This window comes from Cellulosimicrobium sp. E-16, assembly GCF_049913115.1.
Classification (GTDB): Bacteria; Actinomycetota; Actinomycetes; order Actinomycetales; family Cellulomonadaceae; genus Cellulosimicrobium.
In genome coordinates this window covers 1,285,154-1,298,377 of sequence record NZ_CP183974.1, presented here as the reverse complement: position 1 = coordinate 1,298,377, position 13,224 = coordinate 1,285,154, and the positions used below count along the sequence as shown (strand labels likewise).

The following is a 13,224-nucleotide window of genomic DNA, read 5'->3' as shown; positions in this document are numbered from 1 at the left end:
ACCGCCTGCCCTGCCACGCCCTCGACGGGCTTGGTCACCGTCCCTCACAAACGACGTCGGCCCCGGTGGACGAGGTCCACCGGGGCCGACGAGCGCACAGCGCGGATCAGCGCTTGGAGTACTGCGGTGCCTTACGGGCCTTCTTGAGACCGGCCTTCTTGCGCTCGACGACGCGGGCGTCGCGAGTGAGGAAGCCGGCCTTCTTCAGCGCGGGGCGGTTGTGCTCGGCGTCGATCGCGTTGAGCGCACGCGCGATGCCGAGGCGCAGCGCACCGGCCTGGCCGGAGGTGCCGCCGCCGCTGATGCGGGCGACGACGTCGAAGCGACCCTCGACGTCGACCAGCTTCAGCGGGGAGTTCACGAGCTGCTGGTGAACCTTGTTCGGGAAGTAGTCCTCGAGCGAGCGCCCGTTGATCTTCCACTGCCCGGTCCCGGGGACGAGGCGCACGCGCGCCACGGCCTCCTTGCGGCGGCCCAGGGCCTGGCCGGGGGCGGTGATGCTCTGACCGCGGCCCGTGGGGGCGGCGGACTCAGAGGTGTAGGTGCTGGGCGTCTCGTCGCCCAGGGTGTCGGTGTCGACGGTGGTCTCGGCCACGGGTGGTGTCCTCGCGTCTCTCTGTGCGCTACGCCTGGGCGGCGATTACTGCGCGACCTGGGTGATCTCGAACGGCTTCGGCTGCTGCGCGGCGTGCGGGTGCTCGGCACCCGCGTAGACCTTGAGCTTGCCGAACTGGGCGCGACCGAGGGTGGTCTTGGGGAGCATGCCGCGCACGGCCCGCTCCACAGCACGCTCAGGGTGCTTGTCGAGCAGGTCGCCATAGGCGACGGCACGCAGACCACCCGGGTACCCGGAGTGGTTGTAGGCCATCTTCTGCTCGCGCTTGTTGCCGCTCAGGGCGACCTTGCCGGCGTTGATGACGATGACGAAGTCACCGCCGTCGACGTGCGGAGCGAAGGTCGGCTTGTGCTTGCCGCGCAGCAGGGTGGCCACGTGGGTGGCCAGGCGGCCCAGGACGACGTCGGTCGCGTCGATGACGTACCAGTCGCGCTGGACGTCGCCGGGCTTCGGGGTGTACGTACGCACGGTCGTAGCCTTCGTTTCTGTCTCAGAATGTCTTCTTCGGCCGCTGAAGCGTGCGGCCGAGAGGGCAGGTCGTTGCGCGGCGGGCTCGGTCGACACCCGCTCCTTGGCCGGCAGCGAGTGGGCGCGCTAGCGACACGGGCGTCGTGAGATGAGCACAACGACTCACCAGACTACCCGCGGGGCAGGCCACCGGTCAAAGCGGCGGGGCTGGTGGGCAGGCCGGCGGCCGGGCGCTCGCCCACGCACGTCGCGCAGCGGGTCGAGCGTGCGACGTGCACGCAGTCGGGGCAGTACAGGCGCAGCGTCCGGCAGCTCGGGTCGGCGCAGTTCTCGTACTTCGCCGTCGCCGCGCCGCACCCCGTGCACGCGCCGAGCGGGGTCGACCCCGGGCCGAGGTCGACGTGCATGCGCTCGTCGAACACGTAGAGCGAGCCCTCCCACAGCCCCTGCGACCCGAACGCCTCGCCGTACCGCACGACGCCGCCGTCGAGCTGGTACACCTCCTCGAAGCCGCGGGCGGTCAGGAGCGCGGACAGCACCTCGCACCGCACGCCGCCGGTGCAGTACGTGACGACCGGCCGCTGCTTGAGGTCGTCGTAGCGGCCCGAGTCGATCTCGGCGACGAAGTCGCGCGTCGTGGCGACTTCCGGCACGACGGCCCCGCGGAACCGCCCGATCGCCGCCTCGAACGCGTTCCGGCCGTCGAGCATCACGACGTCGTCGCCCCGCTCGGCGACGAGGTCGTGCAGGGCCTGCGGGCTCAGCCGCGTGCCGCCCCCCACGACACCGCTCTCGGCGACCACGACCTCGTCGGGGACGCCGAACGCCACCAGCTCGGGGCGCACCTTCACGGACAGGCGCGGGAAGTCCCGACCCGTGCCGTCGGACCACTTGACGTCGATGCCCTCGAACCCGGGGTACTGCCGGGTCGTCTTCACGTACTGCTTGAGGTCCTCGACCGTCCCGCCGAGCGTCGCGTTGATCCCGTGCTCCGCGACGATCACACGTCCCGTGAGGTTCCAGCGCTCCCCCAGCGCCCGCTGCCAGAGCTGCACCGCGCGGGGGTCCGGCAACGGCGTGAAGGCGTAGAAGAGCACGATCTTGTGGACGGCCATGCCCACCAGGATAGGGACGGCGGCACCCGCCCTCGCACCCGGCTATCGTGCCCGCTGCACCCGCTCGACGTCCCAGACCGGCTCCGGCGCCTCGACGACCTCCCCGTCACCCCGGAACACGAGGTAGCGGTCGAACCCGCGCGCGAACCACCGGTCGTGCGTCACGGCGAGCACCGTGCCCTGGAACGCCGCGAGGCCAGCCTCGAGGGCCTCGGCCGAGTGGAGGTCGAGGTTGTCCGTCGGCTCGTCGAGCAGCAGGAGGGTCGCGCCGTCGAGCTCGAGCAGGAGGATCTGGAACCGCGCCTGCTGCCCGCCCGAGAGGGTCTCGAAGCGCTGCTCCGCCTGGCCGACCAGCTCGTAGCGGTCGAGCGCGCGGCTCGCGCCCTCGCGGCCCATCCCGGCCCGGTGCCCGTCGCCGCGGTGCAGGATCTCCAGGAGCGTCCTCCCGCGCAGCTCCGGGTGGTCGTGGTTCTGGGCGAACCATCCCGGCCGCACGCGCGAGCCGAGCACCGCGCGACCCGTGTGCGCCACGGGGTCCGGCTGGACGGCGTCGGACGTCGCGGGGTCGGGCACCACCCCGGGCTCGGGGTCGCTCCCGCCGGCGGCGAGGAGCCGCAGGAAGTGCGACTTGCCCGACCCGTTCGAGCCCAGCACCGCGACGCGCTCCCCGAAGAAGACCTCGAGGTCGAACGTCCGCATGAGACCCGTGAGCTCGAGCGACTGGCACGTCACGGCACGCTTCGCCGTGCGCCCTCCCGCGAGGCGCACGGTGACGCGCTGCTCGCGCGCGAGCACCTCCGGGGGGCCCGCCTCCTCGAACTTGCGCAGGCGCGTCTTCGCCGCCTGGTACCGGCTCGCGAGCCCGTCGTTGTAGGCGGCCTTGGTCTTGAGCGTCTGCACGAGCTCGCGCAGCTTGGCGTGCTCCTCGTCCCACCGCCGCGCGAGCTCCGCCAGGCGCTCCCGCCGGTCGGCGCGCGCCTGCGCGTAGGTCGCGAAGCCGCCGCCGTGCACCCAGACCGTCCCGCCGCCCGGCGTCGGCTCGAGCGTCGCGACCTGCGTCGCCGTGCGGGACAGCAGCTCGCGGTCGTGCGAGACGTAGAGGACCGTCTTGGGCGACGCGACCAGCCGCTCCTCGAGCCAGCGCTTGGTCGGCACGTCGAGGTGGTTGTCCGGCTCGTCGAGCAGCAGGACCTCCTCGGGCCCGCGGAGCAGCGCCGTGAGCGCCAGGCGCTTCTGCTCGCCGCCGGACAGCGTGCGCACGTCGCGCCACTGCGCCTTGTCGAACGGGACGGACAGGACCTCGTCGGTCACCTCGTCCCACGCCGCCTCGGCGTCGTAGCCCCCGACGTCGGCCCAGTCGACGAGCGCCTGGGCGTACCGGAGCTGGGCGGGCTCGTCGTCGATCGTCATGATGTCGTGCTCCGCCGCGGCGAGCTCGAGCGCGGCCTCCCGCACCGCCGGGGGCGCGAGCTCGACGAGCAGGTCCCTCACCGAGCGGTCGTCGTCGATGCGGCCCACGTCCTGCCGCATGACGCCGAGGCCGCCGCTGCGCACGACCGCCCCCCCGTGCGGCGCGACGTCGCCCGTGACGATGCGCAGCAACGTCGACTTGCCGACGCCGTTCGGCCCGACGAGAGCGACCCGCGCGCCGTCCGCGACGCGCAGGCTCACACCGTCGAGGAGCGTGCGCCCGTCGGGCAGGTGATACGTGACGTCGCTGAGGTCGAGGTGTCCCACGAGGCCATCGTCCCCCGGGCGGACCCGCCAGGTCACGCGGATTCCGCGCACCCCCGACCGCTCCGGCGTCGACCCGCCCCGAGCGGGACGGCCGTCGTCGGCCCCGGGCTCAGCGCCGGCCGCCCCCGAGGAGACCGCCCAGGCCCCCCAGGAGGTCCCCGAGGCCGCCGCCGGAGCCACCGGAACCGCCGCCCAGGAGACCGCCGAGCAGGTCGCCCAGGCCGCCGCCCGCGCTCTCCTGCGCGGCCGGGGAGGACCCCGCGCCGGAGTCCTTGCCCCCGAGCTGCTTCGCGAGGAACGCCAGCGCGATCGGCGCGAGCGCGGGCAGGACCTTCGACAGCAGCCCCTGCTGCGTGCCCGTCGAGTCCGCGAGCTGCGCGACGACGGCCTCCTCGTTCGACCCGAACACGTGGCGGACGATCTTCTCGCCGTCGGCGGTGTCCACGTCGTCGAGGTTCACCCCGCCCTCCACGAGCGACGGGTCGTGCTGCGTGAGGGCCTTGCCGAGCGAGGCCGCGCCCGCCGGGTCCTGCGCGTTCGCCTGGAGCCCGCCGAGCAGCGCGGGGAGCGCCGCGCCCACGGCCTGCTGCGCCGTCGCCTCGTCGACGCCGAGCCGACCGGCGAGCTGGTCGAGCGGGATGGTGGACAGGATGTCGTCGATGCCGGCCATGGTGGTCCTCGGTTCTCGGGCTCGTTCACGGGGCGGCCGCGGCGCACGCGACCCGTCCCACGGTATCGCCGGCGGCACGTCGGTGCAGGTCGGGGCGCAGATGCTGCGTCCGACCGCCCGAGGTGCCACTGTGGACGCATGAGCGAAGACACCACCGGCACCAGCCCGGACCCGGAGACCGGCGCCGAGGGCGACAACGACCAGCTCCAGGCCGAGGACACGCTGCTCGACCGCGGCGTCGACGACGTCCTCGACGAGGGTTACTCCCCGCCCGACCGCCCGCGGAAGAACCACTACGGCGAGACGCCGTGGGAGGAGGTGCACGGCGAGACGCTCGACCAGCGGCTCGCCGAGGAGGAGCCGGAGGAGTGGGACCGCGACCCGCTCGACCGTCCGGACGCGACCCGCTCGGGCCGCCTCGTGGCGGACCCCGACGCGCTGGACGGTCGCCAGAACGACACCTACGCGGACGACGAGGGCATCTCCGGGGGCGCCGCGGGCGCCGAGGAGGCCGCCGTGCACGTCGTCGAGGAGCCGTGACGGCGTAGCCCCACGGGGGTCAGCCCGGTTCGCGCGACGCGCCCTCGTCCCAGACGTCCTCCTCGTTCCGGACGGCGCGGATCCGGTCGGCGCGGGCAGCCAGCTCGTCGTCGGGCGGGTACGTGACCTCCTCGAGCACGAGCCCGTGGGCGGGGACGACGCCGGCCCCCGCGTCGCGCCGGCGGCTCGCGAGGAGCTGCGCGGGCCAGTCGGCCCCGCGCCGGCCCTCCCCCACGGCGAGCGACGCGCCGACGAGCGCGCGCACCATGTTGTGGCAGAACGCGTCCGCGCGGACGCGCGCCACGACGAGGCCCGCGTCGGGCCCGTCCACCGGCCGCGACCACGACAGGTGCTGGAGCTCGCGGATCGTCGTCGCCCCGGGGCGGGGCTTGCAGAACGCGGCGAAGTCGCGCACCCCGAGGAGCGGCCGCACGGCGGCGTCCATCGCCGCGACGTCGAGCGGCCGCCGGTTCCACAGGACCCACGCCCGCCGCAGCGGGTCGCGCTGCACCGGGTCGTCCGCCACCCGGTACGTGTACGCGCGGTGCAGCGCGGAGAACCGCGCGTCGAAGCCCGCGGGTGCGGGCGCAGCGCGGTGCACGACGACGTCGCCCGGGAGCACCCCACCGAGCCGCGCCACGAGCGCGTCACCCGGCGTGCGGTCGGAGCGCCCGGGCAGGGCCGCCCACTGGTCCCGCGTGAGGTCGACGTGCGCGACCTGGCCGCGCGCGTGCACCCCCGCGTCGGTGCGTCCCGCGACGGTCAGGCGCGGCGCCGGGCCGCGCAGGAGCGTCGCCAGCCCGTCCTCGATCGCGCCCTGCACGGTCCGCAGCTCCGGCTGGCGGGCCCATCCGGCGAACTCCGTCCCCTGGTAGGCGAGGTCGAGGCGGACGCGCACGACGCCGGCGGGCGGCTCGTGCCGGTCCGTCGCCGCGGCGTCCGGTGCGGTGCCCGACGAGGTGCCCGGAGCTCGGGTGGGGGTGGCAGGCAGGGCGTCGGGGGGTGGGGCGTCGCTCACGGGAGTTCACCGTAGTCGCCCGGTGGTGCGGCGCGCGCGCCGTCGTGCCTACGCTGCCGCCCATGACCGGCGACCGCGCAGACGTCCGCACCCTCGCCGTCGACTGCGGCGGCGGAGGGATCAAGGCGAACGTGCTCGACGCGTCGGGCACCGCGCACGCCGCCGCCGTCCGCGTGCCGACGCCCTACCCGCTGCCGCCCGAGCTGCTCGTCGAGACGATCGCGGAGATCTCGGCCACGCTGCCCTCCGCGGACCGGGTCACCGTCGGCATGCCCGGCATGATCCGGCGCGGCGTCGTCGTGCACACCCCGCACTACGTCACGCGCAGCGGCCCGCGATCACGGGTCGACCCGGCCCTCGTCGATGCCTGGACGAGCTTCGACGTCCAGGCCGCGGTGGCCGCGCGGCTCGGCGTGCCCGCCCTCGTGCTCAACGACGCCGAGGTGCACGGCGCCGGCGTCGTCGCGGCGTCCGGGCTGGAGCTCGTGCTGACGCTCGGGACGGGACTGGGCTCGGCGCTGTTCCACGGCGGGCGGCTCGCGCCGCACCTCGAGTGGTCGCGCGCGCCGGTGCGCCGCGGCACCACCTACGACGAGTACGTCGGCGAGCCCGAGCGGCGCCGGCTCGGCAACGGGCTGTGGTCGCGGCGCGTGCTCGCGGTCGTCGAGGGCCTGCGGCCCGTCTTCTGGTGGGACCGGCTGTACCTGGGGGGCGGGAACTCCCGGCAGATCACGCCGAGCGTCCTCGACCGGCTCGGCGACGACGTCGTCGTCGTGCCCAACTCGGCGGCACTCGTCGGCGGGGCCCGCGCCTGGGACCTGACGCCCGCCTGACCGCCTCAGCGCGCGACCGTGCGGCGCGGACCGACGCGCGGCCGTGCCGCCCCGCCCTCCCCGGCCGTCGGTCCGTCCGTCACGAGCGCGCGGTGGGCGTCGAGCAGGACCCGGTTGAACGCGACGGGCGCGTCGAGGCTCACGAGGTGCCGGGCGCCCGGGACGACCACGAGCCGCGCGGGCGCTCCCCCGCGCCGGGCCGCCTCCACGAAGCCGCGCTCGCCGAACCGGAAGTGGTCCCACCGGCCGTTGACCAGCCACACGGGCGAGTCCGTGGCGGCGAGGGCGGTCACGGGGTCGACCGCCTCGACCTCGCGCAGGATCGCGCTCATCACGTCGAGCGCGAAGCCGCCCGCCGCGAGGTCGGCCGCGCCCTGCGGTGTGAGCGCGCGGTCGACGAGCGCCTGGTTGAGCCCCGCTCCGCCGTCGGGCAGCCGCTCGATGCCGCGCGCGACGAGGAGCCAGCCCCCGCGCAGCCGCGTGGCGGGCGGGGTCGAGCAGGCGGCGGCCACGAGGCCGACGACGCGCTCGGGGTGCCGCGCCCGCGTCTCGATCGCGACGTAGCCGCCCAGCGACAGGCCGACGACGAGCGCGCGGCCGCCCACGTCGTCGATCCCGGCCGCGACGGCCTCCACGGCACCGTCCAGGGTGAACGCCTCGCCGCGCCGCGTGCCGTGCCCCGGCAGGTCCACGGCGAGCGCGTCGACGCCCGCACGGCCCAGGGCCGCGAGCTGGTCGCGCCACATCGACCGAGACGTGCGCGAGCCGTGCACGAGGACGACAGGCGGCCACGCCACCTGGGAGGAGTCGACACCCGTCACGTCTCGACGGTAGGCCCTCCCCGACGCGAGATCGACCCGTAGGTCGCGGGATCGGCCCTCTGAGGGTCGATCTCGGCCGTACGGGTCGATCTCGCGCGGCCACCCTCGCGGCCCGACGCAAGCCCACCCCGTCGGGACGCAGAAAGCCGCAGGGCCCGGGACCATACGGTCCCGGGCCCTGCGGCGTGGGGTCGCGGAGGACCCCGAGAGTCGATCGAGGAGGCTCAGGCCTCCTTCTTCTCCTCGGCCGCGTCCTCGACGGGCGCGTCCTGGACGTCCTCGGCGGGAGCGTCCTCGACGGCGGCGGGAGCGTCCTCGACGGGCGCGTCCTCGACCGCGTCGGCCTTCTTGGCCGGCTTGTCAGCCTTCTTCTTGCTCGCCTTCTCCGCGGCCTTCTCCGCCTCGCGGACGACGGCCTGCTTGGGGCTGACGGGCTCGGTCACGAGCTCGATCACGGCGAGGGGCGCGTTGTCGCCCTTGCGCGTGCCGACCTTCGTGATGCGGGTGTAGCCGCCCTCACGCTCCGCCATCTGCGGGGCGATCTCGGTGAACAGCGTGTGCACGACGGACTTGTCGCGCACGACGCGCAGGACGCGACGACGCGCGTGCAGGTCGCCACGCTTCGCGAACGTGATGAGGCGCTCGGCCACCGGACGCAGGCGCTTCGCCTTGGTCTCGGTGGTCGTGATGCGGCCGTGCTCGAAGAGCTGGGTGGACAGGTTCGCGAGCATCAGACGCTCGTGAGCCGGTCCGCTGCCGAGCCGGGGGCCCTTGGCGGGGGTAGGCATGGGATGTGCTCCTTGGGAAGTGTTCGCGCCGCAGGTGCGGACCCGGACGCGCTGAGGTGTCTAGAGCCGCAGGCTCAGTACTGCTGCTCGGTGTCCGAGAACGTCGCCTCGTCGTCGTCGCCGTCGTAGTACGCGGCGGCCGACGGGTCGAAGTCGAGCGGCGAGTCCTTGAGGGACAGGCCGAGCTCGGCGAGCTTCTCCTTCACCTCGTTGATGGACTTCGCACCGAAGTTGCGGATGTCCAGCAGGTCCGCCTCGCTGCGTGCGACGAGCTCGCCCACCTGGTGGATGCCCTCGCGCTTGAGGCAGTTGTACGAGCGGATCGTGAGGTTGAGCTCCTCGATCGGCAGCGCCAGGTCCGCGGCGAGAGCCGCGTCCGTCGGCGACGGGCCGATCTCGATGCCCTCGGCCTCGACGTTGAGCTCACGGGCAAGGCCGAAGAGCTCCACCAGAGTCTTGCCCGCCGACGCGAGCGCGTCGCGCGGCGAGATCGCCGGCTTCGTCTCGACGTCCACGACCAGCTTGTCGAAGTCCGTGCGCTGCTCGACACGCGTCGCCTCGACCTTGTAGGTCACCTTGAGGACCGGCGAGTAGATCGAGTCGACCGGGATGCGCCCGATCTCGGCGTCGAACGACTTGTTCTGCGAGGCCGAGACGTACCCACGGCCGCGCTCGACGGTGAGCTCGATCTCGAGCTTGCCCTTGTCGTTGAGCGTGGCGATGTGCAGCTCGGGGTTGTGGACCTCCACACCCGCGGGCGGGACGATGTCCGCCGCGGTGACCGCACCAGCACCCTGCTTGCGCAGGTACATCACGACGGGCTCGTCGTTCTCCGAGGAGACGACGAGGTTCTTGATGTTGAGGATGACCTCGGTCACGTCCTCCTTCACACCCGGCACGGTGGTGAACTCGTGGAGCACACCGTCGATGCGGATGGAGGTGACCGCCGCGCCCGGGATGGACGACAGCAGCGTGCGACGCAGCGAGTTGCCGAGCGTGTAGCCGAAGCCCGGCTCCAGCGGCTCGATGGAGAAGCGCGAACGGTTCTCCGAGATGACCTCTTCGGTCAAGGTGGGGCGCTGTGCGATCAGCACTGGTGGTTTCCTTTCGGCGAGCGTCCGCCATATGACGCTGCACGGTTCAAGGCGAGGTGCGTGCCTGCGGCACGCGGCCCCGGCCGGGACTCTGTCCACCCGGCCGGGAAGGGTGCGTCGGCCCCGTCAGGAGGCGTCCGCCCCGTGACGGGCGCCGTCGACGGGCTCGGCCGGTCGGTGACCGGGCGGCCCGTCGACGGCACGCCGACGACGAGGGTCAGACGCGACGACGCTTGGGCGGGCGGCACCCGTTGTGCGCCTGCGGCGTGACGTCCTGGATCGAGCCGACCTCGAGGCCGGCCGACTGCAGCGAGCGGATCGCGGTCTCGCGACCCGAGCCCGGGCCCTTGACGAAGACGTCGACCTTCTTCATGCCGTGCTCCTGCGCCTTGCGGGCAGCAGCCTCGGCCGCGAGGCCCGCGGCGAAGGGGGTCGACTTGCGCGAGCCCTTGAAGCCGACGTCGCCGCCGGAGGCCCACGCGATCACGGCGCCCGACGGGTCCGTGATCGACACGATCGTGTTGTTGAACGTGCTCTTGATGTGCGCCTGGCCGGCGGGGACGTTCTTCTTGTCCTTGCGGCGAGGCTTGCGCCCAGCGGCGGCGCGAGTCTTGGGAGGCATCTTTCGTTTCTCTCCTGGTCTGAGGTGGTCTGACCGCGGGGATCTCCGACCGGGACGACGTGGACCGTGCGGCCGACGTCAGCACCCGAGCGGGGCCCGCCCTGCGGACTGGCTCAGCGGGCCTTCTTCTTGCCGGCCACGGTGCGCTTGGGTCCCTTGCGCGTACGCGCGTTGGTCTTGGTGCGCTGGCCGCGCACGGGCAGGCCGCGGCGGTGACGCAGGCCCTGGTAGGTGCCGATCTCGACCTTGCGGCGGATGTCGGCGGCCACCTCACGACGGAGGTCACCCTCGAGCTTGTAGTTGCCCTCGAGGTAGTCGCGGAGCGCGACGAGCTCGGCGTCGCCGAGGTCCTTCACGCGCGCGTCCGGGCTGATGCCGGTCGCGGCCAGCGTCTGCTGGGCGCGGGTACGGCCGACGCCGTAGATGTAGGTGAGCGCGACCTCGAGCCGCTTGTCGCGGGGGAGGTCGACGCCGATGAGACGTGCCATGTGCCTTTCGGCTCCTCGTGCTTCGTCGGAGGTCTGTCGCACCGCCCTCCCACGGGGAGCTCCGTGGGCCCCGGCCTCCGAGCCGGGGGTTCTCCTGCCTGTGGCGTTCTCCTCCCGGACTCGCGTCCGGGGTGCCGAGCAGGTTCGTGGTGGTGCGCTGGTGGCCGGCCGTCGTCGTGACGGGCGGCCTGGTGACCGCGGTCCCGAGGGACCGTCACCCGTGGCGCAGGCGCGGGCTCAGCCCTGGCGCTGCTTGTGCCGCAGGTTGTCGCAGATCACCATGACGCGACCGTGCCGGCGGATCACCTTGCACTTGTCGCAGATCTTCTTGACGCTGGGCTTGACCTTCATCTTCGTTCCCTCAGTGGTGCCCCGCTCCGGGCGCGACCGACGAGCGGTCCCGGGATCCGGGTGGCGAGGCGGGTGAGTGGGTGGACGCGTGGCGACTACTTGTAGCGGTAGACGATCCGGCCGCGGGACAGGTCGTACGGGCTCAGCTCGACCACGACCCGGTCCTCGGGGAGGATCCGGATGTAGTGCTGGCGCATCTTGCCCGAGATGTGCGCGAGAACCTTGTGACCGTTGGCCAGCTCCACGCGGAACATCGCGTTCGGCAGGGCCTCGACCACGCTGCCCTCGATCTCGATGACACCGTCCTTCTTTGCCATGTCCTCCGCTAACTCTCGTCTGAACTGCTGGTACTCCCGCGCACGCCCGACCCGCGGGTCGTCCGTTCGTGAGAGGTGCGTGGAGCCGCGTGCGGGGTCGGTCGCCCGGGTCCCGAGGGACGGGGGCCGGTTGAACGACGTGCACGGACTACACCCGACGGACCATCCTACGGCATCCGACAAGAGTCGCGAAACCGGGGCGTGCGCCGGGAACCGTGCGACGCGTCACTCCCCTGCCGGACCCGGCGGGCCCAGGCGTCGGGCGAACCGCGACCTCAGGCCGCGAGAGGTGCGACGCGGACGCCGAGCTCCGCGAGCTCGGCCGCCCCGCCGTCGGGTGCGGTGAGGACCCAGATCCCCTCGTCGAGGATCGCGACGCTGTGCTCCCAGTGCGCAGCACGAGCGCCGTCGTCGGTCACGACCGTCCAGTCGTCCTCGCACACCTCGGTGAACCGGTCGCCGAGCGTGAGCATCGGCTCGATCGCGAGGCACATGCCCGGGCGCAGCCGCGGGCCCTTCTCGCGCGTGCGGTAGTTCGGGACGTCGGGCGGCTGGTGCATCGCGGAGCCGATCCCGTGGCCGACGTACTCCTCGACGATCCCGTAGGAGACGCCGTCGGTCTCCCCCGAGACCCGGACCGAGTCCTCGATCGCGGCACCCACGTCGCAGAGCCTCTCGCTCGTCGCGAGCGCGGCGATACCCGCCCACATCGCACGCCGCGTGGCCTCCACGAGGGCCTCGTCGCGCGGCTCGCCCTCGCCGAGGACGAACGAGACGGCCGAGTCGCCGTGCCAGCCGTCGACGATCGCCCCGCAGTCGACGGAGACGATGTCTCCCAGGCGCAGCTCACGCGGACCGGGGATGCCGTGCACGACCTCGTCGTTCACCGACACGCACAGCGACGCCGGGTAGCCCTCGTAGCCGAGGAACGACGGCGTCGCGCCCGCGTCCGCGATCACCGCCGCGGCGAGCGCGTCCAGGTCGGCCGTCGTCATGCCCGGGCGGACCGTCTCACGGACCGTCTCGAGCGCCCGCGCGACCACGAGGCCGGCGCTGCGCATCGACCGGACCTGGTCGTGCGTCTTGTACTCGATGCGCTCGCGACCGAACACCCTGCTGCTCCCCAGAACCTGACGGACGAACTGCCGACGCTCAGCCGACGAGCGCGGTCAGCGCCGAGACGATGCGTCCCGTGATCTCGTCGACGTCACCGATGCCGTCGACGCGGACGAGCAGGCCGCGCTCGTCGTAGGCGGCCGTGAGCGGCGCCGTCTGCTCGGCGTAGATGTCGAGGCGGCGAGCGATGGCCTCCTCGGTGTCGTCCTCGCGGCCCTCGATCTCCGCGCGCTTCGCCAGGCGGGCGAGGAGCTCGTCACGGTCCGCCGTGAGCTCCACGACGCCGTCCAGGGCAGCGCCCAGGTCCGTGAGGATCGCGTCGAGCTCGACGACCTGGGCCGCGTTGCGCGGGTAGCCGTCGAGGATGAACCCCTGCGCCGCGTCGTCCTGGGCGAGGCGGTCGCGGACCATCGCGTTCGTCACCGAGTCGGGGACCAGGTCACCCTTCGCGGTGTACTCCTGCGCGAGCCGGCCGAGCTCCGTGCCGCCCTTGATGTTCGCCCGGAAGATGTCTCCGGTCGAGATCGCGGGGATGGCCAGCTGCTCGGCGAGCCGGGCGGCCTGCGTCCCCTTGCCCGCGCCCTGCGGGCCCATGATGACGAGGCGCGCGGGACGCGAGGCGGACTGGCC

Annotated in this window: 17 protein-coding genes; 2 read left to right on the top strand and 15 right to left on the bottom strand. The window is 73.3% G+C overall.

The genetic code is table 11. The features are described 5' to 3' along the window. Positions 1 to 106: 106 nt before the first annotated feature. From rpsI to ACN9MS_RS05680, 5 genes are all read right to left on the bottom strand, one after another. On the bottom strand, positions 107 to 595 hold the full coding sequence (gene rpsI / locus ACN9MS_RS05700; RefSeq protein ID WP_047234563.1) for a 30S ribosomal protein S9: 489 nt from the start codon (positions 593 to 595) through the stop codon (positions 107 to 109). Between the two features lie 45 nt (positions 596 to 640). Continuing rightward, positions 641 to 1,084 (bottom strand): 50S ribosomal protein L13, encoded by a 444-nt coding sequence (rplM, locus tag ACN9MS_RS05695; protein WP_047234564.1) that lies wholly within the window; start codon positions 1,082 to 1,084, stop codon positions 641 to 643. Between the two features lie 170 nt (positions 1,085 to 1,254). Further along, positions 1,255 to 2,199: a rhodanese-related sulfurtransferase gene (locus tag ACN9MS_RS05690; protein ID WP_426311075.1), complete on the bottom strand. Its 945-nt coding sequence runs from the start codon at positions 2,197 to 2,199 to the stop codon at positions 1,255 to 1,257. Positions 2,200 to 2,241: 42 nt separating this feature from the next. Then, positions 2,242 to 3,936 carry an ABC-F family ATP-binding cassette domain-containing protein gene (locus ACN9MS_RS05685; RefSeq protein WP_426311074.1) on the bottom strand — a complete coding sequence of 565 codons (1,695 nt, stop codon included), beginning with the start codon at positions 3,934 to 3,936 and terminating at the stop codon, positions 2,242 to 2,244. A gap of 109 nt (positions 3,937 to 4,045) precedes the next feature. Beyond that, positions 4,046 to 4,606, bottom strand: coding sequence for a DUF937 domain-containing protein (locus tag ACN9MS_RS05680; protein ID WP_378234815.1), 561 nt, complete (start codon positions 4,604 to 4,606; stop codon positions 4,046 to 4,048). 138 nt (positions 4,607 to 4,744) lie between these two features. Here ACN9MS_RS05680 and ACN9MS_RS05675 point away from each other — a divergent pair, with 138 nt between their 5' ends. Continuing rightward, complete coding sequence (locus tag ACN9MS_RS05675; protein ID WP_237841961.1) at positions 4,745 to 5,146, top strand: DUF5709 domain-containing protein; 402 nt, start codon at positions 4,745 to 4,747, stop codon at positions 5,144 to 5,146. A 19-nt stretch (positions 5,147 to 5,165) separates the two neighbouring features. Here ACN9MS_RS05675 and truA read toward each other — a convergent pair whose 3' ends face one another. Next, positions 5,166 to 6,044, bottom strand: coding sequence for a tRNA pseudouridine(38-40) synthase TruA (gene truA, locus ACN9MS_RS05670; protein WP_426311836.1), 879 nt, complete (start codon positions 6,042 to 6,044; stop codon positions 5,166 to 5,168). A 182-nt stretch (positions 6,045 to 6,226) separates the two neighbouring features. On the opposite strand from truA, the gene ACN9MS_RS05665 reads away from it, so the two are divergent. Further along, positions 6,227 to 6,997 carry an ROK family protein gene (locus tag ACN9MS_RS05665; RefSeq protein WP_426311073.1) on the top strand — a complete coding sequence of 257 codons (771 nt, stop codon included), beginning with the start codon at positions 6,227 to 6,229 and terminating at the stop codon, positions 6,995 to 6,997. A gap of 5 nt (positions 6,998 to 7,002) precedes the next feature. Here ACN9MS_RS05665 and ACN9MS_RS05660 read toward each other — a convergent pair whose 3' ends face one another. The 9 genes from ACN9MS_RS05660 to ACN9MS_RS05620 form a co-directional block, all read right to left on the bottom strand. Then, on the bottom strand, positions 7,003 to 7,818 hold the full coding sequence (locus tag ACN9MS_RS05660; protein WP_426311072.1) for an alpha/beta fold hydrolase: 816 nt from the start codon (positions 7,816 to 7,818) through the stop codon (positions 7,003 to 7,005). A gap of 224 nt (positions 7,819 to 8,042) precedes the next feature. After that, complete coding sequence (gene rplQ, locus ACN9MS_RS05655) at positions 8,043 to 8,606, bottom strand: 50S ribosomal protein L17 (RefSeq protein ID WP_047233822.1); 564 nt, start codon at positions 8,604 to 8,606, stop codon at positions 8,043 to 8,045. 74 nt (positions 8,607 to 8,680) lie between these two features. Beyond that, positions 8,681 to 9,700, bottom strand: a complete 1,020-nt coding sequence (locus ACN9MS_RS05650; RefSeq protein WP_021479760.1) for a DNA-directed RNA polymerase subunit alpha — start codon at positions 9,698 to 9,700, stop codon at positions 8,681 to 8,683. A gap of 217 nt (positions 9,701 to 9,917) precedes the next feature. After that, entirely contained in the window at positions 9,918 to 10,322 is a 405-nt protein-coding gene (gene rpsK, locus ACN9MS_RS05645; protein ID WP_021479759.1) for a 30S ribosomal protein S11, read from the bottom strand. Between the two features lie 113 nt (positions 10,323 to 10,435). Continuing rightward, positions 10,436 to 10,810: a 30S ribosomal protein S13 gene (gene rpsM, locus ACN9MS_RS05640; RefSeq protein ID WP_021479758.1), complete on the bottom strand. Its 375-nt coding sequence runs from the start codon at positions 10,808 to 10,810 to the stop codon at positions 10,436 to 10,438. Positions 10,811 to 11,047: 237 nt separating this feature from the next. Beyond that, entirely contained in the window at positions 11,048 to 11,161 is a 114-nt protein-coding gene (gene rpmJ / locus ACN9MS_RS05635) for a 50S ribosomal protein L36 (RefSeq protein WP_003956441.1), read from the bottom strand. Between the two features lie 95 nt (positions 11,162 to 11,256). After that, complete coding sequence (gene infA / locus ACN9MS_RS05630; RefSeq protein WP_012867920.1) at positions 11,257 to 11,478, bottom strand: translation initiation factor IF-1; 222 nt, start codon at positions 11,476 to 11,478, stop codon at positions 11,257 to 11,259. A gap of 275 nt (positions 11,479 to 11,753) precedes the next feature. Continuing rightward, the gene (gene map / locus ACN9MS_RS05625) at positions 11,754 to 12,590 is read right to left on the bottom strand and encodes a type I methionyl aminopeptidase (protein ID WP_426311070.1); all 837 of its coding nucleotides are present in this window, start codon (positions 12,588 to 12,590) and stop codon (positions 11,754 to 11,756) included. Positions 12,591 to 12,630: 40 nt separating this feature from the next. Next, complete coding sequence (locus tag ACN9MS_RS05620) at positions 12,631 to 13,188, bottom strand: adenylate kinase (RefSeq protein ID WP_426311835.1); 558 nt, start codon at positions 13,186 to 13,188, stop codon at positions 12,631 to 12,633. Positions 13,189 to 13,224 lie beyond the last annotated feature (36 nt).

Excerpts from the sequence above, each read along its gene's own strand:
- ACN9MS_RS05620 (WP_426311835.1), bottom strand. The coding sequence starts at position 13,188 with ATGGGCCCGCAGGGCGCGGGCAAGGGGACGCAGGCCGCCCGGCTCGCC.
- infA (WP_012867920.1), bottom strand. The coding sequence starts at position 11,478 with ATGGCAAAGAAGGACGGTGTCATCGAGATCGAGGGCAGCGTGGTCGAG.
- ACN9MS_RS05675 (WP_237841961.1), top strand. The coding sequence starts at position 4,745 with ATGAGCGAAGACACCACCGGCACCAGCCCGGACCCGGAGACCGGCGCC.
- rpsM (WP_021479758.1), bottom strand. The coding sequence starts at position 10,810 with ATGGCACGTCTCATCGGCGTCGACCTCCCCCGCGACAAGCGGCTCGAG.
- ACN9MS_RS05690 (WP_426311075.1), bottom strand. The coding sequence starts at position 2,199 with ATGGCCGTCCACAAGATCGTGCTCTTCTACGCCTTCACGCCGTTGCCG.
- rpsK (WP_021479759.1), bottom strand. The coding sequence starts at position 10,322 with ATGCCTCCCAAGACTCGCGCCGCCGCTGGGCGCAAGCCTCGCCGCAAG.
- rpmJ (WP_003956441.1), bottom strand. The coding sequence starts at position 11,161 with ATGAAGGTCAAGCCCAGCGTCAAGAAGATCTGCGACAAGTGCAAGGTG.
- rplQ (WP_047233822.1), bottom strand. The coding sequence starts at position 8,606 with ATGCCTACCCCCGCCAAGGGCCCCCGGCTCGGCAGCGGACCGGCTCAC.
- ACN9MS_RS05665 (WP_426311073.1), top strand. The coding sequence starts at position 6,227 with ATGACCGGCGACCGCGCAGACGTCCGCACCCTCGCCGTCGACTGCGGC.
- ACN9MS_RS05680 (WP_378234815.1), bottom strand. The coding sequence starts at position 4,606 with ATGGCCGGCATCGACGACATCCTGTCCACCATCCCGCTCGACCAGCTC.